The sequence below is a fragment of the Cutibacterium sp. LaCa_286 genome, assembly GCF_057198075.1.
Genome location: NZ_CP191091.1, coordinates 669028 through 692177, shown reverse-complemented (window position 1 = coordinate 692177; position 23150 = coordinate 669028). Strand labels below are relative to the sequence as shown.

At 63.8% G+C, this 23150-nt stretch carries 23 protein-coding genes; 9 read left to right on the top strand and 14 right to left on the bottom strand.

All coding sequences use genetic code 11. The features are described from left to right. Positions 1–14: 14 nt before the first annotated feature. The 6 genes from nadD to rplU form a co-directional block, all read right to left on the bottom strand. A complete protein-coding gene (gene nadD, locus ACP8JZ_RS02950; protein ID WP_036904434.1) occupies positions 15–653 on the bottom strand; it encodes a nicotinate-nucleotide adenylyltransferase in 639 nt (212 codons plus the stop codon). A gap of 132 nt (positions 654–785) precedes the next feature. Continuing rightward, positions 786–2033, bottom strand: coding sequence for a glutamate-5-semialdehyde dehydrogenase (locus ACP8JZ_RS02945; RefSeq protein ID WP_484482659.1), 1248 nt, complete (start codon positions 2031–2033; stop codon positions 786–788). 235 nt (positions 2034–2268) lie between these two features. Then, positions 2269–3402 carry a glutamate 5-kinase gene (proB, locus tag ACP8JZ_RS02940; RefSeq protein ID WP_484482658.1) on the bottom strand — a complete coding sequence of 378 codons (1134 nt, stop codon included), beginning with the start codon at positions 3400–3402 and terminating at the stop codon, positions 2269–2271. Next, positions 3399–4919: a GTPase ObgE gene (obgE, locus tag ACP8JZ_RS02935; RefSeq protein ID WP_323458697.1), complete on the bottom strand. Its 1521-nt coding sequence runs from the start codon at positions 4917–4919 to the stop codon at positions 3399–3401. Before obgE ends, proB begins: the two co-directional genes overlap by 4 nt. A gap of 185 nt (positions 4920–5104) precedes the next feature. Next, positions 5105–5362, bottom strand: a complete 258-nt coding sequence (gene rpmA, locus ACP8JZ_RS02930; protein ID WP_021106098.1) for a 50S ribosomal protein L27 — start codon at positions 5360–5362, stop codon at positions 5105–5107. Positions 5363–5374: 12 nt separating this feature from the next. Then, on the bottom strand, positions 5375–5683 hold the full coding sequence (gene rplU, locus ACP8JZ_RS02925) for a 50S ribosomal protein L21 (protein WP_021106099.1): 309 nt from the start codon (positions 5681–5683) through the stop codon (positions 5375–5377). 471 nt (positions 5684–6154) lie between these two features. Between rplU and ACP8JZ_RS02920 the strand changes: the two genes are divergently transcribed. The 4 genes from ACP8JZ_RS02920 to ACP8JZ_RS02905 are packed head-to-tail and all read left to right on the top strand — an operon-like array spanning position 6155 to position 10152. Then, positions 6155–7288 carry an ABC transporter substrate-binding protein gene (locus ACP8JZ_RS02920; RefSeq protein ID WP_484482657.1) on the top strand — a complete coding sequence of 378 codons (1134 nt, stop codon included), beginning with the start codon at positions 6155–6157 and terminating at the stop codon, positions 7286–7288. A gap of 7 nt (positions 7289–7295) precedes the next feature. Then, positions 7296–8255: an ABC transporter permease gene (locus tag ACP8JZ_RS02915; RefSeq protein ID WP_323458939.1), complete on the top strand. Its 960-nt coding sequence runs from the start codon at positions 7296–7298 to the stop codon at positions 8253–8255. Beyond that, on the top strand, positions 8252–9085 hold the full coding sequence (locus ACP8JZ_RS02910; protein WP_023035605.1) for an ABC transporter permease subunit: 834 nt from the start codon (positions 8252–8254) through the stop codon (positions 9083–9085). Before ACP8JZ_RS02915 ends, ACP8JZ_RS02910 begins: the two co-directional genes overlap by 4 nt. Continuing rightward, complete coding sequence (locus ACP8JZ_RS02905) at positions 9082–10152, top strand: ABC transporter ATP-binding protein (protein ID WP_286321131.1); 1071 nt, start codon at positions 9082–9084, stop codon at positions 10150–10152. Before ACP8JZ_RS02910 ends, ACP8JZ_RS02905 begins: the two co-directional genes overlap by 4 nt. A gap of 162 nt (positions 10153–10314) precedes the next feature. Here the strand turns inward: ACP8JZ_RS02905 and erpA are convergent, their stop codons facing one another. The 4 genes from erpA to ACP8JZ_RS02885 all read right to left on the bottom strand — a co-directional run bounded on the left by erpA (position 10315) and on the right by ACP8JZ_RS02885 (position 13150). Then, positions 10315–10662 carry an iron-sulfur cluster insertion protein ErpA gene (gene erpA, locus ACP8JZ_RS02900; RefSeq protein ID WP_021104452.1) on the bottom strand — a complete coding sequence of 116 codons (348 nt, stop codon included), beginning with the start codon at positions 10660–10662 and terminating at the stop codon, positions 10315–10317. A gap of 308 nt (positions 10663–10970) precedes the next feature. Further along, entirely contained in the window at positions 10971–12065 is a 1095-nt protein-coding gene (locus tag ACP8JZ_RS02895) for a glycerate kinase (RefSeq protein ID WP_306517639.1), read from the bottom strand. Between the two features lie 3 nt (positions 12066–12068). After that, on the bottom strand, positions 12069–12359 hold the full coding sequence (gene pspAA, locus ACP8JZ_RS02890) for a PspA-associated protein PspAA (protein ID WP_021104454.1): 291 nt from the start codon (positions 12357–12359) through the stop codon (positions 12069–12071). Next, a complete protein-coding gene (locus ACP8JZ_RS02885; RefSeq protein WP_286321119.1) occupies positions 12359–13150 on the bottom strand; it encodes a PspA/IM30 family protein in 792 nt (263 codons plus the stop codon). Before ACP8JZ_RS02885 ends, pspAA begins: the two co-directional genes overlap by 1 nt. Before the next feature lie 392 nt (positions 13151–13542). Between ACP8JZ_RS02885 and ACP8JZ_RS02880 the strand changes: the two genes are divergently transcribed. The 4 genes from ACP8JZ_RS02880 (at position 13543) to sucB (ending at position 18292) form a co-directional block, all read left to right on the top strand. Next, entirely contained in the window at positions 13543–14259 is a 717-nt protein-coding gene (locus ACP8JZ_RS02880; protein WP_306517638.1) for a DUF3043 domain-containing protein, read from the top strand. A 175-nt stretch (positions 14260–14434) separates the two neighbouring features. Beyond that, positions 14435–14653: a hypothetical protein gene (locus ACP8JZ_RS02875; RefSeq protein ID WP_021104457.1), complete on the top strand. Its 219-nt coding sequence runs from the start codon at positions 14435–14437 to the stop codon at positions 14651–14653. Between the two features lie 317 nt (positions 14654–14970). After that, complete coding sequence (locus ACP8JZ_RS02870) at positions 14971–16491, top strand: leucyl aminopeptidase (protein ID WP_484482656.1); 1521 nt, start codon at positions 14971–14973, stop codon at positions 16489–16491. Positions 16492–16567: 76 nt separating this feature from the next. Further along, positions 16568–18292, top strand: a complete 1725-nt coding sequence (gene sucB, locus ACP8JZ_RS02865; protein WP_484482655.1) for a 2-oxoglutarate dehydrogenase, E2 component, dihydrolipoamide succinyltransferase — start codon at positions 16568–16570, stop codon at positions 18290–18292. Between the two features lie 62 nt (positions 18293–18354). Here the strand turns inward: sucB and ACP8JZ_RS02860 are convergent, their stop codons facing one another. The 4 genes from ACP8JZ_RS02860 to ACP8JZ_RS02845 all read right to left on the bottom strand — a co-directional run bounded on the left by ACP8JZ_RS02860 (position 18355) and on the right by ACP8JZ_RS02845 (position 22434). Further along, on the bottom strand, positions 18355–19221 hold the full coding sequence (locus tag ACP8JZ_RS02860) for an ABC transporter ATP-binding protein (RefSeq protein WP_306517316.1): 867 nt from the start codon (positions 19219–19221) through the stop codon (positions 18355–18357). Further along, positions 19215–20339: an ABC transporter permease gene (locus ACP8JZ_RS02855; protein ID WP_306517315.1), complete on the bottom strand. Its 1125-nt coding sequence runs from the start codon at positions 20337–20339 to the stop codon at positions 19215–19217. Before ACP8JZ_RS02855 ends, ACP8JZ_RS02860 begins: the two co-directional genes overlap by 7 nt. Then, entirely contained in the window at positions 20336–21514 is a 1179-nt protein-coding gene (locus ACP8JZ_RS02850) for an ABC transporter substrate-binding protein (RefSeq protein WP_306517314.1), read from the bottom strand. The genes ACP8JZ_RS02855 and ACP8JZ_RS02850 overlap by 4 nt, the downstream gene beginning before the upstream one ends. A 212-nt stretch (positions 21515–21726) precedes the next feature. Then, on the bottom strand, positions 21727–22434 hold the full coding sequence (locus ACP8JZ_RS02845) for a FadR/GntR family transcriptional regulator (RefSeq protein WP_306517313.1): 708 nt from the start codon (positions 22432–22434) through the stop codon (positions 21727–21729). Between the two features lie 152 nt (positions 22435–22586). On the opposite strand from ACP8JZ_RS02845, the gene ACP8JZ_RS02840 reads away from it, so the two are divergent. Further along, on the top strand, positions 22587–23123 hold the full coding sequence (locus tag ACP8JZ_RS02840; RefSeq protein WP_306517312.1) for a gluconokinase: 537 nt from the start codon (positions 22587–22589) through the stop codon (positions 23121–23123). The last annotated feature ends 27 nt before the right edge of the window (positions 23124–23150 follow it).

Genomic DNA, 23150 nt, shown 5'->3' with positions numbered 1-23150 from the left:
GATCCTCCGTGGGGTCAGGCCTGGTAGAGGCCACGTTTGTTGATGTACTGCACGATGCCGTCGGGCACCAGGTACCAGATCGGTAGATTACTCGTGACACGTCGTCGGCAATCCGTCGAGGAGATCGCCATGGCCGGCACCTCGAGCAGGGTGACCTTGTCGGCAGGCAGATGCGAGATGTCCTCCGGCGTCAACGGCACACCGGGACGCGAGACACCGATGAAGGTGGCCAGGTCGAACAGCTCGTCGGCTCCGCGCCAGGTGAGGATCTGGCGCAGCGCGTCGGCACCGGTGATGAAGAACAGGTCGACGTCGTCTCCACGTTCCCGGCGCAGGTCACGCAATGTGTCGACGGTGTAGGTCTCCCCCTGCCGGTCGATGTCCACCCGCGAGACCGAGAACGAGGGGTTGGAGGCCGTTGCGATGACCGTCATGAGGTACCGGTCCTCACGGTGGGAGACCTTGCGGTCCTTCTTCTGCCACGGCACACCGGTGGGCACGAAGACCACCTCGTCCAGGCTGAATCGCGCAGCCACCTCCGAGGCCGCCACCAGGTGCCCATGGTGAATCGGGTCGAAAGTGCCGCCCATCACCCCCAGCCGGTAGCGTCGTCCATTGTGCGGACGAGCCAGACCCAGTTCCGTCGACTCCATCAGATCCACGACCTCACACTGGCAATTCGCTGACATGGTGCACGATGCACGCTCCAGACGTGAGGGCCGCGTCATTGCGAGTCATGCACATGGCTCCTCAGCTTATCGAAAACACCTGCCACTGGCATCGGATCAGGATCGGATCTGGCCGGTACCGACGACACGGTAACTGGTCGTCGTCATTTCCGGTAGTCCCATGGGGCCTCGGGCATGCATCTTCTGGGTGGAGATGCCGATCTCGGCGCCGAACCCGAACTGTCCACCGTCGACGAATCTGCTGGACGCATTGACGAGGACGGCTGCCGCGTCAACCATCGCGGTGAACTCCTGGGCGGCCACCACCGAATTGGTGACGATCGTCTCGGAGTGACCGGTGCCGTACCGCGCAATGTGCGCGATGGCCTCGTCCAGGTTGTCGACGACCTTCACAGCGAGGTCCAGGGAGAGATACTCCGCCTCGTACTCCTCGGCGGTGGCCGGGACGATGCGGTTGTCGAGGGCGACAGCACGTGGATCGCCGTGCAGGGCGACGCCGTCGGCCACCATCTGATCGGTGAGGGCTGCGATGGCCTGCGGGGCGATGTCGGCATGGACGAGCACCGTCTCGATGGCATTGCAGACGCTGGGCCGCTGCACCTTGGCATTGCGGGCGATGCGCAGGGCCATGTCGAGATCGGCATCGGCGTCGATGACGAGGTGACAGTTGCCCAGCCCGGTTTCGATGACGGGCACCGTCGAGCCGGTGACCACCCGCTGGATGAGCCCCTTGCCACCACGCGGAATGAGCAGGTCAACCAGTCCGCGAGCCTGCATCATCTCGCCGGTGACCTCATGACCACCTTCCACGAGGCTGACGAGATCTGCGGGCATTCCCGCCCGGGTCAGCCCGGCGCGCAGAGCGGCGACGATGGCTCGGTTGGACTCGAGCGCCGATGAGGAGCCCCGCAACAGAGCCACGTTTCCCGACTTGAGACAGATTCCGGCAGCATCGGTGGTGACGTTCGGACGGGCCTCGTAGATGATCCCGATGACGCCGATGGGGACCCGAACCTGCTCGATGTGGACCCCCTGGGGAGTCGTCCAGCCGCGCACCACCTCACCGACCGGATCGGCGAGTCGAGCCAGGTCCTCCAGCCCGCACGCCATCGCCTCGACCCGCTGCGGGGTGAGGGTGAGGCGGTCGAGCATGGCCTGGGACATTCCAGCGGTACGGCCTCGGGAGACGTCGGCCTCGTTGGCGGTGAGAATGGTGGCGCTGTCGGTGCGCACCTGCTCGGCCATGACACGCAGGGCGGCATCCTTGGTGGCACGATCGGCACGACGCAGCTGGGGGCAGACGGCCTTGGCCGCTTGGGCCTGGCTCACGAAAGCGGTGGTCATGCCCTGATGGTAGAGCCAGATCAGCTCGAAGCGGCAATTGGTCCACCAGAAGAGCAGATGACGCAGCAGTACGAGCCTCCATCTGCCACCATGCCGCTGCCCCCCATGACATGGGGTTGACGAGGGTCAGGGGTGAGAGACGGGTGGAGCGCAACGAACTGGCTCGGCGACGATCCGGCAACAGGGGCGGGACCCGTCGATGAGGCTGCCAGGCGATGGGTCCTGGGTCTGCCGTTCAGCTGCGACGGCGTCTGCGGGAGAGCACCATCGCGTCGCGATGCACCACCTCGCGGGAGGCACCCGGGCCGAACTCGGTGGCCAGCCAGGAGCTCGACCGTCCTCGCATGGCTCGCACCTCCTGGCCACCGTAGGAGGCGATGCCCCGCCCAACAGGTTCGCCATCCGGCCCGATGAGCAGCACCGGGTCCCCGGGCTGGAAGTCGCCGTGCACCGTCGTCACACCGACGGCGAGCAGTGAGGCGTGCCGTTCACGCAGGGCGGTCACCGCTCCGGAGTCGATGTGGATCTCCCCCTGTGGGGACGCGGCATGCGCCAGCCAGAGCAGCCGTCTGGGGCGATGCACCAGGGACGGGGCGAAATAGGTGCCGACATCCTCACCGGCCATCGCCTCCCCGGCCAGATCGGCTCGGGTGAGCACCACCGGAATCCCCGACCCGGCTGCGATGCCGGCAGCGTCGAGCTTGGTCGTCATGCCTCCGGTGCCCACCGCGGATCCGCCCCCGTGGGTCTGCACCTGCAGATCAGCCGTGTCAGTGACCAGGGCGATGCGTTCGGCCCCCGGCGTCGACGGTGGCGCGGTGTAGAGGCTGTCGACGTCGGAGAGCAGGACGAGCGCCTCGGCGCGCACCAGTTCGGCGACCAGCGCTGCCAGACGGTCGTTGTCGCCGAACTGGATCTCGCTGGTGACCACCGTGTCGTTCTCGTTGACGATGGGCACCACCCCCAGCGACAGCAGTCTGGTGAGTGTGGCCGAGGCGTTGCGGTAGCCGCGGGGCCGCACGAGGTCGTGCACGGTGAGCAGCACCTGACCCACCTGCAGGCCGTGGTCGGCGAATTGCCGCGCATAGTGGGCCAGCAGGATTCCCTGCCCCACCGAGGCGGCCGCCTGTTTGCCGGCCAGGTCTCGGGGGCGGTGCGCCATGGCCAGGGCGGGGAATCCGGTGGCGACGGCCCCGGAACTCACCAGAATTGGCTCCTTGCCGTCCTGACGTGCTCGCGCAAGGACGTCGACCAACTCGTCCACCTTCGTCACGTCGATCCCGCCGCCGGGGGCCGTCAGTGACGACGAACCGACCTTGACGACGATCCGGTGTGCGGCGGCGATGACGTTGCGTGCGGACGTGGTCATTGCTGGTTCCAGTTCGGATCCTGCTCGGCGACCTCGGCGCGCCACGAGCGTCCAGTGGTGTCGCGACCGACGACGCCGAACTCCTCGCGGGCCTTGTGGTACTCCCGATCCATCTCACGGCGTCGGGTCGCCGAGGGCCGCTCCCCCTGCAGACGCTGGTCCTGGCCGCGCCGCGACAGGATCTCGGCACCGGCCTCGATCTGTGGGGCGAAGTCGAAGATCACCGCGTCCTCACCACCGATCGCCACGGCATCACCGGCCAGGGCCCCCTGGATGAGCAGTTCCTCCTCCACGCCGAGCCGGTTGAGACGGTCGGAGAGGTAACCCACGGCTTCGGGATTGTTGAAATCGGTCTGGGCAACCCAGTGAGTCGGTTTGGCACCGGTGACCCGCCACAGGAAACCGCCGTTGCCGTCACCCTGACGTTTCACCTCGAACTCCTTGGCTGGCGCGGAGGTCGCCCTGGGACGGATGACGATGCGTTCGGGTTCCGGATCGGGTTGGGCGGCACGCGCCTGCTCCACCAGCTCGGCCATGGCGTAGACGAGTGGTTTGAGCCCCGCACCAGACTTGGTGGAAATGGGGAAGACCGGGAGGCCACGAGCCTCGATGTCGGCCTTGACCATCTCGGCGAGGTCATCGCCGTCGGGTACGTCCACCTTGTTGAGAGCCACCAGACGAGGGCGATCCTCCAGACCACCGTGCGCCGCCAACTCACCCTCGATGACGTCGAGGTCGCTGATCGGATCACGTCCGGGTTCATAGGTGGCGCAGTCGATGACGTGGACGATGGCTCGACACCGTTCGATGTGACGCAGGAAGTCAAATCCCAGTCCCTTGCCCTGGGAGGCACCGGGGATGAGTCCGGGCACGTCGGCCACGGTGTACGTCGTCTCACCGGCCACGACGACGCCGAGGTTCGGCACCAGGGTGGTGAACGGGTAGTCGGCGATCTTGGGGCGTGCCCGCGAGATCGCCGCGATGAGGCTCGACTTGCCAGCCGAGGGGAACCCGACCAGGCCGACGTCGGCGACGACCTTGAGTTCGAACCTGATCCGGCGCTGCTCGCCCTCCTCGCCCAGCAGGGCGAAACCGGGAGCCTTGCGGGCCGCCGACGCCAGGGCAGCGTTGCCCAGCCCGCCGCGTCCCCCAGCAGCAACGGTGAGCTGTGCCCCAGCTCCCGTGAGATCGGCGAGCGTCTCGCCGGTCTCGACATCGGAGACGACCGTGCCGTCGGGCACCATGAGTACGACGTCGGCACCATTGGCACCATCCTGGTCGTCACCACGACCGGGCTCACCATTGGTGGCCTTGCGAGTGGACAACCGGTGATAGTCGACGAGGGTGGTGAGCTGCGGATCGACGCGCACGATCACCGACCCACCGTTGCCGCCGTTGCCACCATTGGGCCCACCCAACGGTTTGAACTTCTCCCGCTTGATCGAGGCGCAGCCGTGGCCGCCGTTGCCGGCGACGGCAAGGATCGTGGCGCGGTCGACGAAGGACGGAATGGCCATGGGACGTCTCCTGGGAAATCGCGGGGTGAATTCAGCCTACCCGTGCGGGGCTGACCAGACGAAGGTTGCCCGCCGGGGAGGCACCGAGACCTGCGGCCCCGCCCGGGGAATGGGCTGGTACCAGACGCAAAGAGGCCCGAACCGCCTCGGCGGCTCGGGCTCTCGTGATGTGGAAACCGGGAGGATCAGGCCTCGACCGGATTCACACTGACGACGCGACGACCCCGGCGGGAGCCGAACTCGACAGCGCCTTCACGCAGTGCGAAGAGAGTGTCGTCGCCACCACGACCGACACCATCTCCGGGATGGAAGTGGGTACCGCGCTGACGCACGATGATCTCACCAGCATTGACGATCTGGCCGCCGTAACGCTTGACGCCGAGACGCTGAGCGTTCGAGTCACGACCGTTGCGCGAGGAGGACGCGCCCTTCTTGTGTGCCATGTCTGTCTACCTTCAGCCTTCGATTCCGGTGACCTTGACCTGGGTGTACTTCTGGCGATGCCCCTGACGTCGCAGGTAACCGGTCTTGTTCTTGTACTTGAGGATGCGGACCTTGGGGCCCTTGGTCTCGCCGAGCACCTCGGCGGTGACCTTGGCCTTGCCCAAGCCATCCTTGTCCGAGGTGACAGACTCGCCGTCCACCAGCAGAAGCGGGGTCAGCTCAATGCTGCTACCCACCTCGTCGGCGACCTTGTCGATCTCGACGATGTCACCCACTGCCACCTTGTGCTGGCGGCCGCCACTACGCACGATCGCGTACACGCCTGACCTACTCTCGTTGTTGTCTTCATCACGGGACCGGAACCAGCGGCCCCGGAAAAACTTCGTCTGACGCCGACGCGATACACGCGCGCCAAACCGGCTGCCTACTATACGTGAGCACGATCCGCGAAGCAAACCGGCATCGGAAGCTCACACGGTCGGTACGTTATGCCACGTGACGCGCTCTGTTCCACTTCAGTCGAAGCCGAAAACCAGTACACCAGGATCACCAAAGGCGGCACCGGCTCCATTTGTCCCTGTCACTCGACGATGGGGTCCTTGCCATCGGATGCATCAAAATTTCATGAAGTATTCATCATACGTTCATGTCATTGTCGGCTGATTTCACCTCCATCCCGCTAGACATGTGAAGGCCTCCATCACTGGTGGAGACCATCACTCATCATCTCTTCGGGAGCTACTGTGACTATCTTCGAAGGTCGGCGAAACCACCGAAACGTTCTGCGCGCTGTGACTGCTGTCGCTGCACTTGCCATCACTGCCCCAGCACTGAGTGCCTGTGGTGGCTCCGACTCCAGTTCCGAGGCGCCCAGCTCGTCGAAGAAATGGGTTTCAGCGGTCTCCGCGGACAAGGGCGGTGGCATGGACGCCTTGGAGAAGGACGCCAAGGCCGAGGGCACGCTCAACGTCATCGCTCTACCGCACAACTGGTCGAACTACGGTCAGGTGATCGAGGGGTTCAAGAAGAAGTACCCCGATATCAAGGTCAACGAGCTCAACCCCAATGCTTCATCGGCTGAGGAGATCAGTGCCGCCAAGACCAATGCCGGCACCAACAAGGCCCCTGACGTCTTCGACCTCGGCATCGGTGTGGCTACCACCAACACCGACAAGTTCGCCCCCTACAAGGTTGCCTCCTTCAACGACATCCCAGCGGGAGCCAAGGACTCCAACGGTGCATTCGTGGGTGACTACACCGGTCTCATGACGCTGGGCTACAACAAGACCAAGTACGGCTCGATCGACGTCAACAACCTCAAGAAGTCCCTCAGCGATCCGAAGTTCAAGGGCACGGTTGCCCTCAATGGCAAACCTGCTGAGGCTGGTTCCGCCCAGAACGGTTTCCTCGCCATCAACCTCAACCAAGGTGGGTCCTTGGACAACTTCCAGCCCGGTCTGGACTTCTTCAAGGCCCTCAAGAACGTCGGCAACCTCAACACCATTGACGTCACCGATGCCACCATCGACTCCGGCCAGACCGGCGTCGTCTTCGACTGGTCGTACAATCAGGCGGCCATCAAGGAGCGTCTGAGCAAGCAGCAGAATGTCGACTGGGAGGTGCTCACCCTGCCCAACGGCGAGGTGGAGCAGTACTACAGCCAGGCCGTCAACAAGGACGCCCCACACCCGGCAGCTGCACGGCTGTGGGAGGAGTACCTCTACAGCCCCGATGCCCAGAACGAGTGGATGCGCGGTGGAGCCATTCCGTCCCTGCTCGAGAAGATGAAGAAGGACGGCACCGTCGACAAGGACGCTCTGGCGAAGTTGCCGGAGATCAAGAAACCGGTGACCTACACCTCCAAGCAGGCTGATGCCATGACGACCTGGCTTGGCAAGAACTGGCCCAAGACCATCGGGAACTGAGTTTTCCATGACTGGTTCCCCTGCTCGCTCCCACGCTGCTGTCACCACCGATGTGCAGGAGCGTGGGGCTGATGCTTCGCGTCCCAAAGCGCAACTGCAACGGGCAACACCCCAATCCAGAAGACGTATCTCGCCACTGTGGGGAACCAGCCTGTTCTTCCTCTACGTGGCAGCCTTCCTCGTGCTTCCGACGATCCTCATCGCCGTCAGCGCCTTCCAGGATTCCGACGGAACCTTCTCCACCACGAACTTCTCGGTGCTCACCGAGGCCAACACCGTGGAGGCGTTCGGTACCTCTCTACTGGTGTCGCTGGCTTCGGCGCTCATCAGTGCGATCATCGGTGGGGCGGCCGCCAATGCCTTGGAGGTACTGTCACAGACCAGGCCACTGCTGCGTCGTCTGGTGACTTCGCTGTGCTCGGTGCTGGCACAGTTCGGCGGTGTCATGCTGGCCTTCGCCTTCATCGCCACCATCGGCGTCACCGGGGTGCTCACCCAGTTGCTCAAGACCATGTTCGGTGTGGAAATTGACCCGACCTGGCTGTCGACCCTGCCCGGGCTCACCCTGGTCTACTGCTACTTCCAGATCCCTCTCATGATCATTGTCTTCCTACCGGCCCTGGACGGTGTGCGTCCACAGTGGCGCGAGGCCAATGCCGTTTTTGGTGGCAGCACCTGGACATACTGGACGAAGGTGGCCGGTCCAATTCTGTGGCCGGCATTTCTCGGCTCGGTGATCTTGCTGTTCGCCAACGCGTTCTCGTCCTTTGCGACGGCCGCAGCGCTGTTCTCGCAGCGTTCCATTCTCGTTCCGCTGATGATCCAGTCGAACATGAGCAATGAGCTCGACACCACCCAGCAGGGGTCTGCTGCCATGTTGGCCCTGGCGATGATCGTCGTCGTCGCCATCGCGATGGCCCTCAACTGGATGCTGTCCGCCAAGTCGGAGAGGTGGTCACAGCAATGAACCGCTCAACTACCGGCAGGCGCCATGAAGCAGGCCACTGGCTTCTCCTCATCCTGGTGCTGCTCTTCTTCCTCATTCCGTTGGTCTCGCTGTTCCTCTACAGCATCCACCGACCATTGGCCGCCACCGATGCGTGGACCTTCGACTCCTGGGCCACTCTCTTTGGTGGGTCGGACGGCAGCGTCGACCTCACGGAGCTGGGCAATGGTCTGGCGAATTCAGCCATCGCAGCCGTCATCACGGTGGCGATCATGCTCATCATCCTGCTGCCGACAATGGTCATCACCAGGTTGAGCTCTCATCGGATGGGCAAGGTGGTGGAGTTCGTCTGCATGCTGCCACTGGCCATTCCAGCCATTGCCCTGGTGGTGGGTCTGGGACCAATCTACCGTTTTCTTTCCACGACCATCCTGTCCACCGATGGGTACTGGCTGGCCCTGGCCTACGTCATCCTCGTACTCCCCTACGCTTACCGTGCTCTGGACGCTGGGTTGCGCCAGCTCGACGTCCGCACCCTCTTCGAGGCGTCTCAGACATTCGGTAGTTCGTGGTTGGGCACGATGGTCAAGGTGATCATTCCCAACTTGCGCACCGCGATTCTCTCGGCCTGTTTCGTGTCGATCGCGGTGGTGCTGGGTGAGTACACCTTGGCTGCGCTGCTGGGCCGTAGCAATCTGCAGAATGCTCTATTCGTCATGAACCAGAACGACTCGTTCATCGCTGCAGCCATGGCGTTGCTGGCAATGGTGTTTGCCATCGTGCTGCTCATGAGCATCGACGTGGTGAGTGCAGCTGCCAACAAGAAGTACCGGAAGGGTTCGAAACGATGAATACTCGTGCGGACGCCGTCGGCGTCACCATGGAGAATGTGGTCAAGAAGTACGGTCAGACGACCGCCCTGCGCGACTTCGGCCTCGTCGTCGAGCCTGGGGAGATGGTCGTCCTGCTCGGGCCGTCCGGCTGTGGCAAGACGACTGCTCTGCGTTGCCTGGCCGGCCTCGAGTCGGTCAATGGAGGGCGGATCCTTGTCGGTGATCGGGACATCACCCACGTGCCGGTTCAGAAGCGTGAGATGGCCATGGTCTTCCAGTCGTACTCCCTCTTTCCACATCTCAACGCCCTCGACAACGTGGCCTTCGGCCTGCGCAACAAGAAAGTGGGCAAATCCGCAGCTCGCACGCAGGCCCAGGAAGCCCTGGAACTGGTGGGACTGGCCGACCAGGTGGGCAAGTACGTCCACCAGATGTCGGGTGGCCAGCAGCAGCGAGTCGCTCTGGCTCGCGCTCTGGCCGTCAAGCCCCAGGTTCTGCTGCTCGACGAGCCACTGTCAGCTCTGGACGCCAAGGTTCGGGTCCAGCTGCGCGAGGAGATTCGTCGTATCCAGCTCGACGTGGGGATGACCACCTTGTTCGTCACCCACGACCAGGAGGAAGCCCTGGCCATCGCCGATCGGGTGGGCGTCATGCATGGCGGACGAATTGCCCAGCTCGATGCACCCGAGAAGATCTACAACGAGCCGAACACACCATTCGTCGCCAAATTCATTGGCGTGACGAACAAGGTCCGTGCCCATTCCGACGGTACGACAGCTCAGTTTGGTGACAATCAACTCCCTCTGCTACCTGGCTCAGCCACCGGCGAGGTTGACGTACTCATCCGCCCCGAACACATGCGACTCGAACCGACTTCACGTGCCAATCGTGATGCCACAGTGGCCTCAGTGTCGTTCCTGGGAGCGTTCGCCCGAGTCAACCTCACCACATCCGCTGGCACCGGGATCGTCGTTCAGACGCCGGCGGCAGCCAGCTCCCACCTGAGCGCTGGGGATGGCGTGCACATCGAGCTCACCGGCGCACCCGTGTTGGCCGAGTCACCTGAGGAACTCACTACGGCGTAACCTACTCACCCGGTGCACAACACACGTCAAGGCCCCAACCACGAGTGGTTGGGGCCTTGTGTCTGACAACGATCGAAAGGCCAGTATGAGGCGAATTGGCCCCACGGTACTGTCGGCCGCGAATGTTAATCGATCAGAGAGGAATCGCGTACCGAATCTGGATCAGTGGAAGGAGTCACCACAGGCGCAGGTGCTGGTGGCATTGGGGTTGTCGATGGTGAAGCCCTGCTTCTCGATGGTGTCCATGAAGTCGATGGTGGCGCCGGAGAGGTAGGGGGCACTCATCCGGTCGGTGACGACGTTGACGCCGTCGTAGCTCTTGACGATGTCGCCGTCCAGCTGACGCTCGTCGAAGAACAGCTGGTATCGCAGCCCGGAGCATCCGCCCGGCTGGACGGCCAGACGCAGGGCGAGATCGGTACGTCCCTCCTGCTCGAGCAGGGACTTCACCTTGGCGGTGGCTGCATCGGTGAGGATGATGCCCTGGGTCTCTGTCGTGGTGTCGGTCATATCTGTCTCCTGTGTGGACGGTTGCGAACCCGTCCTGGTTGAGGATGGAACTGCATGTTTTCAGCTCTGGTGACGGCACCGGCCGAGGAGATCGTCTCCCGCGTCCCATCTGCAGTCACGTGGCGTCCATCGTAACCAGACCACACTGGAATGGCCAGATCCCAAGGGACGAAATCACTCGTATCGCGTTCAGCCGAGTACCGTCCCATGACGTTGAGGGCCGTGGCGAAAAATGCACGCCACCATGACAGGTGCGTCGCGGACAATCCCTCGACAGCACCAGGTGCCACCGAGGACGGCTGGACCTGTCACCAGCACCAGGTACGCGCAACCGGGAGCGTACGAGCAGTGATCCACTGTGGGTCGACGGCCACCAGCTGAGCCTCGGGATCCAGAACCTCGCCCTCGAACAGGGCCTGGGCGTCCTCGATACCGGTCTGTCGCAACTCGCGCGATGACGCGGTGACCGATCCGGCAACGACGATGACGGGGACCATGTGCCCAGCTGCCAGTTGGGTCACCGTCGTGACGACCTCCCCACCCATGGAGCCGAAGTTCAGCTCGGTGCATCCCGTGACGACGAGGTCGGCAACATCCATGCTGGTGGCAACATGGGCATGTTCCATGAGCAACCCGGTGCCGGTACAGACGCGTCCCCCACGTGCCATGACGGCCATCCCCAACCCGCCAGCTGCACCAGCTCCCGGTGTCTGGCCGGAGGAATCGTCGTCCGTGAGCTCTCCTACCCACTCACACAGCTCGCGATCCCTGCGCAGCATCTCGTCTGCGTCCATGAGCTCGGCGCGTCCTTCGGTGGAGACCACCCCGCGCAGGCCGGTGAGCTGGGTCTCGGCTGCTCGACTGTTCACCACCAGTGTCGTGCGCTCCAGCCAGGAGTCACCGGCCTCAACTGCTCCGCGTCCGCCGTCTCGCCACGGCACCTGCCCCAGCTCCAGGACGATGTGTTCATCAGGGCTCGTCAGCCCATCCACGACATTCGCCAACACCGCCGAGGACTCGTTCCACCGCCGTTGGCCCAAGTCGGGCAGCTCAGGACGTATCAGCACCTGACCTGCCGCTCGAGCCACGGTGACGTCAATGTCATTGCCGCTCAAAGCATCTGCCGCACTACAGACACCTTTGGAGGAAGATGCCCGGCCAGAAGTGGTCTGCCCGCCATCACCGACCACCTCGTCGCCGACGAGAGCAGAGCCGGAAACCACAACGTGCTCCAGACGCGCGTGATGGGCATCTGCCCATGCCTGGGAGAACCCTGCACCGCACACGCCCACCGGAACGACGGCCACCTGGGCGTCAAGCTGACTCCATGCCCTCCCCAACGCAGTACCGACGGTTGCCGAGGAAAGCTGCCCCCAGCCGTCGGTCACCACGAGAACACGCACGGGTCAGCCCGGGATGAGCCCGTCGCGGGAGACGTTCTCGTCGAGCCACACGGTGATCTCGTCGATCGTGGAGGAGATGTCGGGGATGATGAGGTCGGAATCCGTGACGGTGGCCTCGGACACGGGCTCACCATGAGTACGCACCCGGTTGACGAGTTCGGTCAGGGCGGCGGTGAGGGCGCTCTGGTCTGCGTCGTCAACGGCCTTCTCCACCTTGGCGTCGATGACGTTGAGGTCTCCGAGCTCACTCTCGGGCACCTCCCACTGGCCCTCACCAACAATCCGAACGATCATCAGTGATCCCCTCCTGAGGTCTGCGATCGGTTCACAGCGCTCGAGCCGGATGGGCCAGCCTCCAGTTGTTCGGGCTGGCTGCCATTCTCGATCGCAATTTTCTTCTTGAGCTCGGCAAGGTCATTCTCGACGGCCGAGGAACTCGCGAACTGGTTGAGTTCTCGGTCGATGTCATCGCCGCCCAGACCGGTGACATCGTCGATGGCGCCGGTGGCCATGAGTTCATCGACGGCACCGGCCCGGGCCTGGAGCTGCATCGTCTTGTCCTCGGCACGCTGGATGGCCATGCCGACGTCACCCATCTCCTCGCCCAGACCACTGAAGGCGTCATTGATGCGGTTCTGGGCCTCAGCCGCAGAGTAGGTGGCCTTGAGGGTCTCCTTCTTGGTGCGGAAGGCGTCGACCTTCGCCTGCAGGCGCTGTTGGCCGGCAATGAGTTTCTCCTCCTGCTCCTGCAGGGAGGCGTACTGATTCTGCATCTCCTGAAGTTGCGTGGTGACCTCACCCTTGCGCCGCAGCGCCTCGCGTGCCAGATCCTCACGTCCCTGTTCCAGTGCGCGTTTCGCCTGGTTCTCGAGTCGATCGGATTCCTGGGCGAGCTGGCGCATCCGCAGCTCCAGACGCTTGCGGCTGGTGGCCACGTCGGCAATGCCGCGACGGACCTTCTGCAGCAACTCGAGCTGCTTCTGGTAGGAGTAGTCCAAGGTGTCACGCGGGTCCTCGACCTTGTCGAGAGCCTTGTTGGCCTTCGACCGGAAAACCGTGGACAGCCGCTCAAAAATACCTGCCATGAGTGGTGTCGGATCCTTCCCCTTCGATGCATGTCGCAGCGCCAACGTCACACGACGTCGAGACGACGACACGTCAAGCCTACGGGACGGGCAAACCCACCGAGGCAGTGGCGTGTCGTCAGGGCAATTGTGGCACGACGTGCCCTGGGCTCCACACACTGTGCCCCACACACACTGGGCCCAACATCGGAATCGTTGCCGCGGGGACGCATCTCGACGGCGCCCGTCCCCACGCCGTACAATGGCAACTCGGCCCGTGCACGGCCAGCTCTCGTCGACGTACGACGGCAACCATCGGACACGTCCAGACATTGGCGGGGCCGATGCGCCAGACCCGGCACGAGCCAACCAACACTGCACATCGACCCAACACATCGACATCGAGGACGAACGTGGGACTGTTCCGCCCCTATGAACAGGGCCAGACCAAGACCAAGACCGACAGGTCCGCCTCCAAGGAGGCAACGGCCCCAGAACCTGCCTCCTCGCAGAGCGGGCACGCCGAGACGAGTGACATTGCCTCCTCAGACCAGTCAACGAGACGAGACGCGTCAGCAGGACGGGGCACGTCGGCGGGACAGGGCAGTGCCGCCTCCAAGGCTCACCAGCCCAAGGGCGCGCCAACCCCCACCAGGGCCGAGGCCGAGGCCGCGCGCCGAGAACGGCTCAATCCCTCCCTGTCGCCCAAGGAGCAGCGTCGCCGCGACCGTCGCGTACGTCAGGAGAAGCGTCTGGAGGCCATGCAGGCTGCAGAACGACGCCCCGAACGTGGTCTCATCCGCGACTACGTCGACAGTCGGTGGACGTTCAGCGAGTTCCTCATGCCGGTCTTCCTCATCGTCATGGCGGTGTGGCTGGCCATCCTCATCTTCGCTCCCCGGGCCATTGCAGCGGTCAACCTGCTCTCCCTGGCCATGCTCGTGGCGATGCTGGGCTGGATCATCGATTCCTGGCGGCTGTGGGCCGGCGTGAAGAAGCAACTCAACGTCAAGTACCCCGGAGTCTCGCGCAAGGGTCTGCTGAGCTACCTCAACAACCGTGCCATGACCCCACGACGGTGGCGCAACCCCGTTCCTCGGGTGGAGCGTGGGTCACACCGGAGGGCGTGAGACTCCGCCCAGAAATTCATGGAACAACAATTCTTGGAACACCTCGGTGCAGCATGGCCGGTCCGGCACTGATGCGTGCCATAGTGGTTCACCGCTGGCCGATTTCCGCGATCGACGGGGCGTCAAGACCCGCCATCTGCTTGCCTGGACAGCATGGCTCTGATTGGGTGAATCCATGAGTTTCTCGTGGTTGCTGTCCCAACCCCACCCCTCCGTGCATTCTGCCGAGGATCTGGCCCAGATCGGTGCCAACCAGTCCTTCGAGACCCGTGAGGAGGCCGAGGAATGGCTGGGCCAGGCGTGGCCGGAACTTGAGGAGATCGGGGTGGAGGCCGTCACCCTGCTGTCGAACGACGAGACCGTGTACGGTCCGATGCCTCTGTCACAGGGATGAGGGCCGTCTCCAACCGGGACGTGCGCGAGCACTGTCCCAGCGAAGCATCCAGTGACCAAGGGACCTTGGCATCGCGGCTGGCCGTGCTGCCGGGCACCAGCTGACAGCTCACTTACTTGTGCAATTTTTCACAATCAGCAGTCACGAGGTATGTGGATCGTATCCACATTCACTCCAGTCCACTAGGCTGGCGTCGATCACCCCGCACAGGTGAGTGCTCACCAATGCCTCGTTTGGCGAGGATCACCGCACGGGGACGTCGCGACTGCTCACAGCGCCCGAGTGACGATCATGTGTCATTTGAAAGGATTCATCCAGTGCCCACTTCCGTCCACCTTCCCGTCACTGCCCGTCCCGCACTACGTGTGTCTCGATCCGCATCGGGGGCTGACGTCGTCGTCGCTGCCCTGACCGGCGCCGAGGGGTCAGCGACTGGGTCGAAGATCGTGGGACTGGCTCCACGAGCCGTCAAGGAGGCCGAGACGTCCCTGGGCACCGACCTGGCATCTCTGGCCATCCGGATGGGTGGCTCCCCCAAGCCGGGAAGCACCGTCATCCTGCCTTGGAAATCCGGCTCCCTGGTCCTCGTCGGCGCCGGCGAGACGGCCCCCGCCGATGAGGATCTGCGCCAGGCCGCCGGCTGGGGCGTGCGGGCCGCAGCCGAGCTGGCTGGGGACAAGGGCGTCAAGGTCGCCATCGACATGGGGATTGGATCGGCCGAGGGCGTGCGCATCGCCGCCGAGGGTGCACTCTTGGGCGCCTACCACATTCCCCGGATCACCGAGTCCGAGTGCGTCGACCCCATCGCCGAGGTGACGATCGTCTCCCAGGCCCGAGGTGCCAAGCCAGAGCTGCGCAAGGCCGAGATCATGGCAGACGCCGTCTTCCTGGCCCGCGACTGGATCAACACTCCGGCCAACCTGCTCTACCCCGAGTCATTCGCCACCTCCGCGACCGAAGAGCTGGGCGACATCGCCAACCTCTCTGTCGACGTGCTCGACGAGAAGGCACTGGCCAGTGGCGGCTACGGCGGCCTGCTGGCCGTGGGCAAGGGGTCCAACCGCAAACCTCGTCTGGTTCGTGCCGACTACCACCCCGAAGGCGCGTCAACCACCTTGGCGCTCGTCGGCAAGGGCATCACCTTCGACTCCGGTGGCCTCAACATCAAGACCGCCGGTGGCATGTACACCATGAAGTGCGACATGGGCGGAGCCGCTGCCGTGCTCGCTGCAATCAAGGCGATCGCTCGTCTCGAACTGCCGATCCATGTCATCGGCTACGGCTGCATGGCCGAGAACATGCCATCCGGCAAGGCATGGCGCCCCTCCGACGTCGTCACCATCCATGGCGGTCGTACGGTGGAGAACTCCAACTCCGACGCCGAGGGACGCATCGTCATGGCCGACGGCTTGGCCCGCAGCACCGAGGACAACCCCGACATGGTCGTCGACATCGCCACCCTCACCGGAGCCTGCATGGTTGCCCTGGGCACCAGCTGGGCCGGTCTCATGACCTCCTCCACCGAGGCTGCCGACACTCTTTTGGACGCCTCGGAGGCTGCCGGTGAGAACTTCTGGGAGCTGCCCATCACCGACGAGGTGCGCGAGGGGCTGCACTCCGACATCGCAGACACCAAGTCGTCCGGGAGCCGTGCCGGTGGTGCCATGGGTGCCGCGGCCTTCCTGCAGGGATTCGTGAGCCCGCAGGCCGACTGGGCCCATCTGGACATCGCCGGGCCAGCATTCAATGAGTCCAAGGCACACGACTACACCCCCTTGGGCGGCACCGGATTCGGGGTTCGGACGCTTGTTCACCTTGCGGCGAACCTGGCCTCGTGAGAGATACTGCACATTTTCGGTCGGGAAGCTAGGCTGAGTTCATACATAGCGCGGCTTGCGAAGGAGCTCCACACTCATGTCGACCGAAGTAACTCTTCCTGCCCTCGGTGAGTCGGTCACCGAAGGCACCATTTCCCGCTGGCTCAAAACCGTTGGCGACACCATCGACGTGGACGAACCACTGGTCGAGGTCTCGACCGACAAGGTCGACACCGAAGTCCCCTCCCCCGCCGCCGGCACCCTGCTGGACATCCGCGTCCAGGAAGACGAGGACGCCGAAGTCGGCTCCGTCCTCGCCATCATCGGCGAGCAGTCCGAGGTGTCGGGTTCCGACTCCCCCGCCGAGCCGGAACCTGCTGCGGCCAGCGATCCTGGTCCTGACCCGTCCGCCCAGCAGGCCTCGACGGACCCTGCTGGAACGGCCAACGGTACCGAGGTGACTCTCCCCGCTCTGGGCGAGTCGGTCACCGAAGGCACCATTTCCCGCTGGCTCAAAACCGTTGGCGACACCATCGACGTGGACGAACCACTGGTCGAGGTCTCGACCGACAAGGTCGACACCGAAGTCCCCTCCCCCGCCGCCGGCACCCTGCTGGACATCCGCGTCCAGGAAGACGAGGACGCCGAAGTCGGCTCCGTCCTCGCCATCATCGGCGATGCCTCAACCGTCTCGACTGAGCAGCCCGCAGCTCCCCAGCCCCCCACCGCCGAACCGGAGCCCAAGCAGGAGGCGCCCACCCCCGCACCAGAGGCCACGCCCGAGCCCGCTATCCCGGAATCGCCGGCTTCCGAGCCGACCACGTCTGCCACCAACGAGGTGGCCCCACGTGCCACCGACCCGTCCTCCGCCGTCTACGTCACCCCGCTGGTGCGCAAGCTGGCACGTGAGAACAACGTCGACCTGTCCACCATCACCGGCACTGGCGTCGGCGGACGTATCCGCAAGCAGGACGTGCTGGACGCCGCCGCCCGGGCCAAGGCGCCATCATCGACACCGGCTCAGCCGGCCACCACTGCACCTGCTGTCCCCACTGCTGGATCGGCTCGCTCGGCCACCCAGGAGGTCTCCCCGGAGGTTGCCGCCCTGCGTGGCACCACCGAGAAGATGAGCCGCCTGCGCAAGGTCATCGCCTCGCGCATGGTGGAGTCCCTGCAGGTCTCCGCCCAGCTCACCGCGACCGTCGAGGTCGACATGACTGCCGTCTCGCGCATTCGCAAGGCCGAGAAGAATGCCTTCAAGGCTCGTGAGGGAGTTGATCTGCCGTATCTGCCGTTCATCGCCAAGGCCGTCGTCGAGGCGCTCAAGCAGAACCCGAGGTTCAACGCCAACATCGACACCGAGGCCGGGACGATCACCTACGGTGCCTCGGAGAACATCGGCATCGCCGTGGACACCCCGCGTGGCCTGCTGGTGCCGGTCATCCGGGACGCCGGTGACCTCAACATCTCTGGCCTGGCCCACCAGATCTCCGATCTGGCTGCCCGCACCCGCAACAACGAGGTCACGCCCGACGAGCTGGCCGGTGGTACCTTCACCATCACCGATTACGGTTCGTACGGCGCCCTGTTCGACACCCCTATCGTCAACCAGCCCGAGGTCGCCATCCTCGGCACCGGGGCCCTGGTGAAGCGTCCGGTCGTCGTCACCAACGAGTTCGACGAGGACACCATCGTCATCCGCGACATGATGTACCTCTCGTTGTCCTACGATCACCGCCTCATCGACAGTGCCGTGGCCGCACGTTTCCTCTCGAGCATCAAGGCTCGCCTGGAGGAGGGCGACTTCTCCGGAGAGTTCTGAGGCCCAAGAAGTGTTGAGGCCCGGGGCGTGTCAACCACGCCCCGGGCCTCAATGGCGTCTGCTCAGAACAGCAGGTCGAGGATCTGGTGCCCCAACTCACGGAATCGAGGATGATCCGTCGAACGAGGACGCGGCAGGTCCACCTCGATGTCGGCGACGACGTGCGCCGGACGCGGGGAGAAGACGACGACCCGGTCCGAGAGCAGCAAGGCCTCCTCGACGTCGTGAGTGACCATGATCCCGGTGAACCCCTGTGCCTGCCAGAGACGCTCTATCTCCTTCTGCAGGGTGGACCGGGTGAGCGCGTCGAGCTTGCCCAGCGGCTCATCGAGCAACAGCACCTCCGGGCTCGTCACCAGGGCACGTGCCAGGGAAGCGCGTTGGGCCATACCGCCGGACAGTTCCGAGGGCACGGCATTGCGAAAGCCGTCCAGGCCCACCTTCTCGAGCATGACGTCAACCCGTCGCATCCACTGCGGATCCTTGGCATGCCCCTGGATCGTCGGGCCCAGGGTGACATTCTGTTCGACGGTCATCCACGGCAGCAGGGTCGGGTCCTGGAAGACGAGCCCACGGCGTGGGTCCGGGCCGGTGATCCGATGCCCGTCGACGTAGATGTTGCCCGACACCGGAGCCTCGAGACCAGCTATGAGCCGCAGCAGGGTCGACTTGCCCGAACCCGACGGCCCGACCAAGCTCACGAACGTCCCCGGCCGCACCGACAGACTGACGTCGTCGATGACAGGCAGTGGGGTGCCGTGATTGAGGAAGGCATGCGTCACATCGAGCACGTCAACCGCACCGGTGGTGGCAGCATCCGTCTGACCGGGCACCGACTGATCTGATGGGCCGTTGGTCTGCACCCGAGCGTCCGGCACGGCAGATGAGTGCGCAACAGGGTTCTGTGATGTCGTGACGTCTTTTACCATCGGGTGAGATCCTTCTGCCAGGCCAGGACACGATTACGGATGGCCAGTTCCACGGTGAGCAGGGTGCCGCACAGGATCACCATGATGGCGATCGCGGAGTACATGGCCGGGTAGGCGCTCCACCCCTTCTTCCAGTTGATGTACCAGCCGAGACCGGAGTTCACGCCCAACGTCTCGGCAATCGTCAGGGTGACGAAGGCGGTGGGCAGGGCCATGAAGATGCCGTCGAAGATGTTGGGCAGGGCAGCTGGCAGGCTCACCTTGAGCACGAGGAACTTCGGGGAGGCCCCCAACGTCTGGCACACGTCGAAATAGCTCTTGGGCACCGATCGAATGCCGGCGTTCGTGAGCACGGTGACCGGGAACCAGACCGTGATCGAGATGAGGAACACCGCCGCCCAGAACGTGTTGGGAAACATGAGGAAGACGATGGGGATCCACGCCAGGGTCGGCACCGGGCCGATGTACTTGACGATCGGGTTGAGCCAGTACCCGGCCTTGCGCGACCATCCCATCCACAGGCCGGTGAGCAGGCCGAGCACACCGCCGATGAGCAGGCCGAGGAACAGCAGCAAGGTTGAGTTGCCGATGGCCTGCCCCAACAGAACGCGGTCGGACCAGGCTTCGGTGAGCAGCTGGCCGGGCGGGGGCACGTAGGGCGGGCGCAGCACGGCGAACTTGGCGGTGAGCACGTCGAGAGCAATGGTGACGACGCCCACGGCGATCCACCACGGCGTCCACTTGCCGAGGAACCGGGACACCGACAGGCGCGCGCCTCGTGTGGCACCAGTAGCCAGGGCCCACAGCGCCCCAAAGATCACCGCCACGGCCCCAGTGACCACGGCGAGTGGTTTCTGACCCCGCACGATGAATTCAGTGGTGTCCGGGGTGAACAGGATGATGGTCGTCGTCGCCACCCACAACACCACATTGGCACCAACGGTCACATGGTTCGCCTTGCGCGCCCTGTGACGTCGGGTGAGTTCATCGATCACTCGCGTGGAATGGACGATCTCCTGATCGCGTGAGGCGAGACGTGTCGGATCAGCTCTCCCCGTCGCCGACGACAGGTCAGTTGTCAGCGACGGGGTTGCAGCGGATTCAGTCTGCGCCGTCACCAGTCCAACCCCAGAGTTGTGAATGACGCGTCCACCAGCTGCTGCGGATCGGTGTCCTCACGCAGGTAACCGGTCTTCTTGAACTTCTTGACACCCGGCAGCAGGGCGTTCCTGAGCTTTGTCACCGATGGTTTCCAGGTGTACGTCTTGAGCACCCGTTCGATCATGGCGACGTCACCGGCAACATTCTTGGTCTCGACCTCGATCTTGGCCACCTCGGCCTCATGACCCTTGACGTAGCGGGCACCTCGGCACCAGGCCTCGACGAGTTTGCGAGCCAGTGGTGTCTCGTTCTTGACGAAGTCGCCGTTGAGGGCAGTGCAGCAGCAGAACTCTTGGGCATTCGTGCCCTTCATGTTGCTGGCGAGTTCCACACCGTACCCCTTGAGCAACGGCAGGTAGGCAATCGGGTCGGAAGTGGCGATGGCGTCCACCTCGCCGCGTTTCAAGGCATCGGCCAGGACGGACGGTTCCATGACCTTCCAGTTCACCTCCTTGGCCTCCGGTAGCGGGTTGATGCCCGCGTCGAGCAGGTCCATGGAGAAGAACATCGTCGCCGAGGCATGGAGATTGGGAATACCGATCGTCGCGCCCTTGAGCTTGGAGACATCGGTGAACTTGGAGTCCTTGAGGACGATGAGACGCAGGCAGCCTCCGTGGAGTCCGGCAACGAATTTGACGTTCTGGCCCTGTTCGACCGGTTTCAGCCAGGAGTAGAAGATTCCTGATGAGGCGTCGTACTGGCCCGATCCCACGGCAGCCTTGATGTCCTCATCGCCGACAGTACGTTTGAGCGTGACGTCAAGACCGGCATCGTCGAAGAAGCCTTTCTCCTTGGCCACGATCGATGGGGCATCACAGACGTCACCGCCATGGATCACCGTCAACGGACGGTTGGCCACCTCGGCCGAGGACGCACTGCTCCTGCCCTTGTGGTAGGCAATGGGTGCACCGACACCAGCTCCGACCAGCAGGCCAGCGACGAGTCCACCACCCACTCCGGTGAGCACTGAACGGCGACTCACCGATCCTGAACCGGGCTGGGAGTCCTCAGACTGGAGTATGGCTCCCGAAGGCAGAATCGTGGGATCGTCCTGAGCAGAGCTGGACTCGTCAGGAGAGCTGGAGCCACCGAGGTTGTTGGGTTTCTCGGAACCAGAACCTGGCTGGGTCATACCGTTCCCCTTCCATAGCGATATGGAACACCAACATCCCCACCGGTGCACCTATTCCCATGGGCATGCACGTTTTTGCTCACAGGGGACAGCGCAAGGACGCCTCGGTGGTGTCGCCACGATCGCAGGGCTTCGGGAGATTCCCGACAACAACCTGCAAAATCTCAGGAATCTGGGTATGTGAGGAGAAACTGCTTCGAGCAGTGTGGGGCTCAGAAGGATCCCGTGCTTCGAGGCAGTTCCTTCTTCATCGCGTCCAGAGCTTCCTCGACAATGTTGAGCATCGCTGCTTGGGCAGCATCGGGATTTCGAGCGGCAACGGCATCGGCCACCTCACGATGCCATGCGATGGCCTGCAAGTTTGGTTCGAAGGGCATGAGTTCGGTACGACCCTCCAACAATGACGACACTGAGTGCCGCAGGGTTGCGAACATCGGGTTGTCGCTGGCACTCAACAAGGTTGAGTGGAACTCCTCATCGGCGATGAGATAGGCCTCCAGATCTCGCACCGCAGCCGCGTGGGTCATCCGGGTCGCTGCCACGGACATGGTGATGCTGTCCTGCTGTGTGGCACGAGTGCAGGCCATGGCAGCTGCCACCGGCTCCACAGCCGCTCTCAACTGGCTGATCCATTCCAAGGTCTGCGGGCGACGTCGTCCCTCCAACCCCCACCGGATCACTCGTGGGTGCAGGACGTTCCAGTCGCTGCGCGCCGAGACGAGGACACCCACTCGGCGACGTGGCACGACGAGTCCCAAGGACTCCAGCACCCGCATGGCCTCACGGGAGACCGATCGGGAGACGTCGAACTCGGTGCCAATGAGGTCCAGCCGCAGGACGTCACCCGGCTGCAGGTGACCGTTGACGATACGTCGCCCCAGGGAATCGACGACATCGGCAGCAAGTGAGTGAACAGCCATGCGGGAATGGTACCGGACAGTGATCACTGCGATGATCGCGCCCTCTCCAGTGACCCGATTCAGATCCCCTTTAATTGGCACATCTGTTGTATTCATATGATCTTTTGGATTACGCTGATCGAGTCAACGATGACCAGCCACGAAGGATCATCATGAGCGCACCCACATGCCGCCCCACCCCGGTCACACCACCCATCGTCGTTATGGGAGTGTGCGGTGCTGGAAAGTCCGTCATCGGGGCGCAACTGGCCGACACGCTCGGGCTCCCCTTCCTCGACGGGGACGATCTGCACCCCGCAGCGAACGTCGCCAAGATGTCCCAGGGGCTCTCCCTCACCGATGAGGACCGCAGACCTTGGCTGGCCGCCGTCGGATCGTGGTTGGCCGACCACTGTGGCTCGGGAGCCGTGATGGCCTGCTCGGCCCTCAAGCGCAGCTACCGTGACCAGTTGCGCGCAGCCTGCCCCGGCATCGTCTTCATTCATCTGGCCGGCGACCAGCACATCGTCACCCACCGTGTGACAGCTCGCCCGGATCACTTCATGCCGCCAAGTCTTGTCACATCGCAATACCAAGCTCTGGAGCCGCTGCAGGACGACGAGACAGGAATCACCCTTGACTTCGACCAGCCGGTCGACGACCTCGTGCACGCTGCCAGACAATGGCTGGGAACCGCTGCGGCGACATGATCGAGACACACGTCGTCTGACATCCTC

What these genes read in the sequence shown, in the direction of transcription:
- nadD (WP_036904434.1), bottom strand. Translation starts at nt 653, where the DNA reads ATGGAGTCGACGGAACTGGGTCTGGCTCGTCCGCACAATGGACGACGC.
- ACP8JZ_RS02945 (WP_484482659.1), bottom strand. Translation starts at nt 2,033, where the DNA reads ATGACCACCGCTTTCGTGAGCCAGGCCCAAGCGGCCAAGGCCGTCTGC.
- proB (WP_484482658.1), bottom strand. Translation starts at nt 3,402, where the DNA reads ATGACCACGTCCGCACGCAACGTCATCGCCGCCGCACACCGGATCGTC.
- obgE (WP_323458697.1), bottom strand. Translation starts at nt 4,919, where the DNA reads ATGGCCATTCCGTCCTTCGTCGACCGCGCCACGATCCTTGCCGTCGCC.
- rpmA (WP_021106098.1), bottom strand. Translation starts at nt 5,362, where the DNA reads ATGGCACACAAGAAGGGCGCGTCCTCCTCGCGCAACGGTCGTGACTCG.
- ACP8JZ_RS02915 (WP_323458939.1), top strand. Translation starts at nt 7,296, where the DNA reads ATGACTGGTTCCCCTGCTCGCTCCCACGCTGCTGTCACCACCGATGTG.
- ACP8JZ_RS02910 (WP_023035605.1), top strand. Translation starts at nt 8,252, where the DNA reads ATGAACCGCTCAACTACCGGCAGGCGCCATGAAGCAGGCCACTGGCTT.
- ACP8JZ_RS02905 (WP_286321131.1), top strand. Translation starts at nt 9,082, where the DNA reads ATGAATACTCGTGCGGACGCCGTCGGCGTCACCATGGAGAATGTGGTC.
- erpA (WP_021104452.1), bottom strand. Translation starts at nt 10,662, where the DNA reads ATGACCGACACCACGACAGAGACCCAGGGCATCATCCTCACCGATGCA.
- pspAA (WP_021104454.1), bottom strand. Translation starts at nt 12,359, where the DNA reads ATGATCGTTCGGATTGTTGGTGAGGGCCAGTGGGAGGTGCCCGAGAGT.
- ACP8JZ_RS02885 (WP_286321119.1), bottom strand. Translation starts at nt 13,150, where the DNA reads ATGGCAGGTATTTTTGAGCGGCTGTCCACGGTTTTCCGGTCGAAGGCC.
- ACP8JZ_RS02875 (WP_021104457.1), top strand. Translation starts at nt 14,435, where the DNA reads ATGAGTTTCTCGTGGTTGCTGTCCCAACCCCACCCCTCCGTGCATTCT.
- sucB (WP_484482655.1), top strand. Translation starts at nt 16,568, where the DNA reads ATGTCGACCGAAGTAACTCTTCCTGCCCTCGGTGAGTCGGTCACCGAA.
- ACP8JZ_RS02860 (WP_306517316.1), bottom strand. Translation starts at nt 19,221, where the DNA reads ATGGTAAAAGACGTCACGACATCACAGAACCCTGTTGCGCACTCATCT.
- ACP8JZ_RS02850 (WP_306517314.1), bottom strand. Translation starts at nt 21,514, where the DNA reads ATGACCCAGCCAGGTTCTGGTTCCGAGAAACCCAACAACCTCGGTGGC.
- ACP8JZ_RS02845 (WP_306517313.1), bottom strand. Translation starts at nt 22,434, where the DNA reads ATGGCTGTTCACTCACTTGCTGCCGATGTCGTCGATTCCCTGGGGCGA.
- ACP8JZ_RS02840 (WP_306517312.1), top strand. Translation starts at nt 22,587, where the DNA reads ATGAGCGCACCCACATGCCGCCCCACCCCGGTCACACCACCCATCGTC.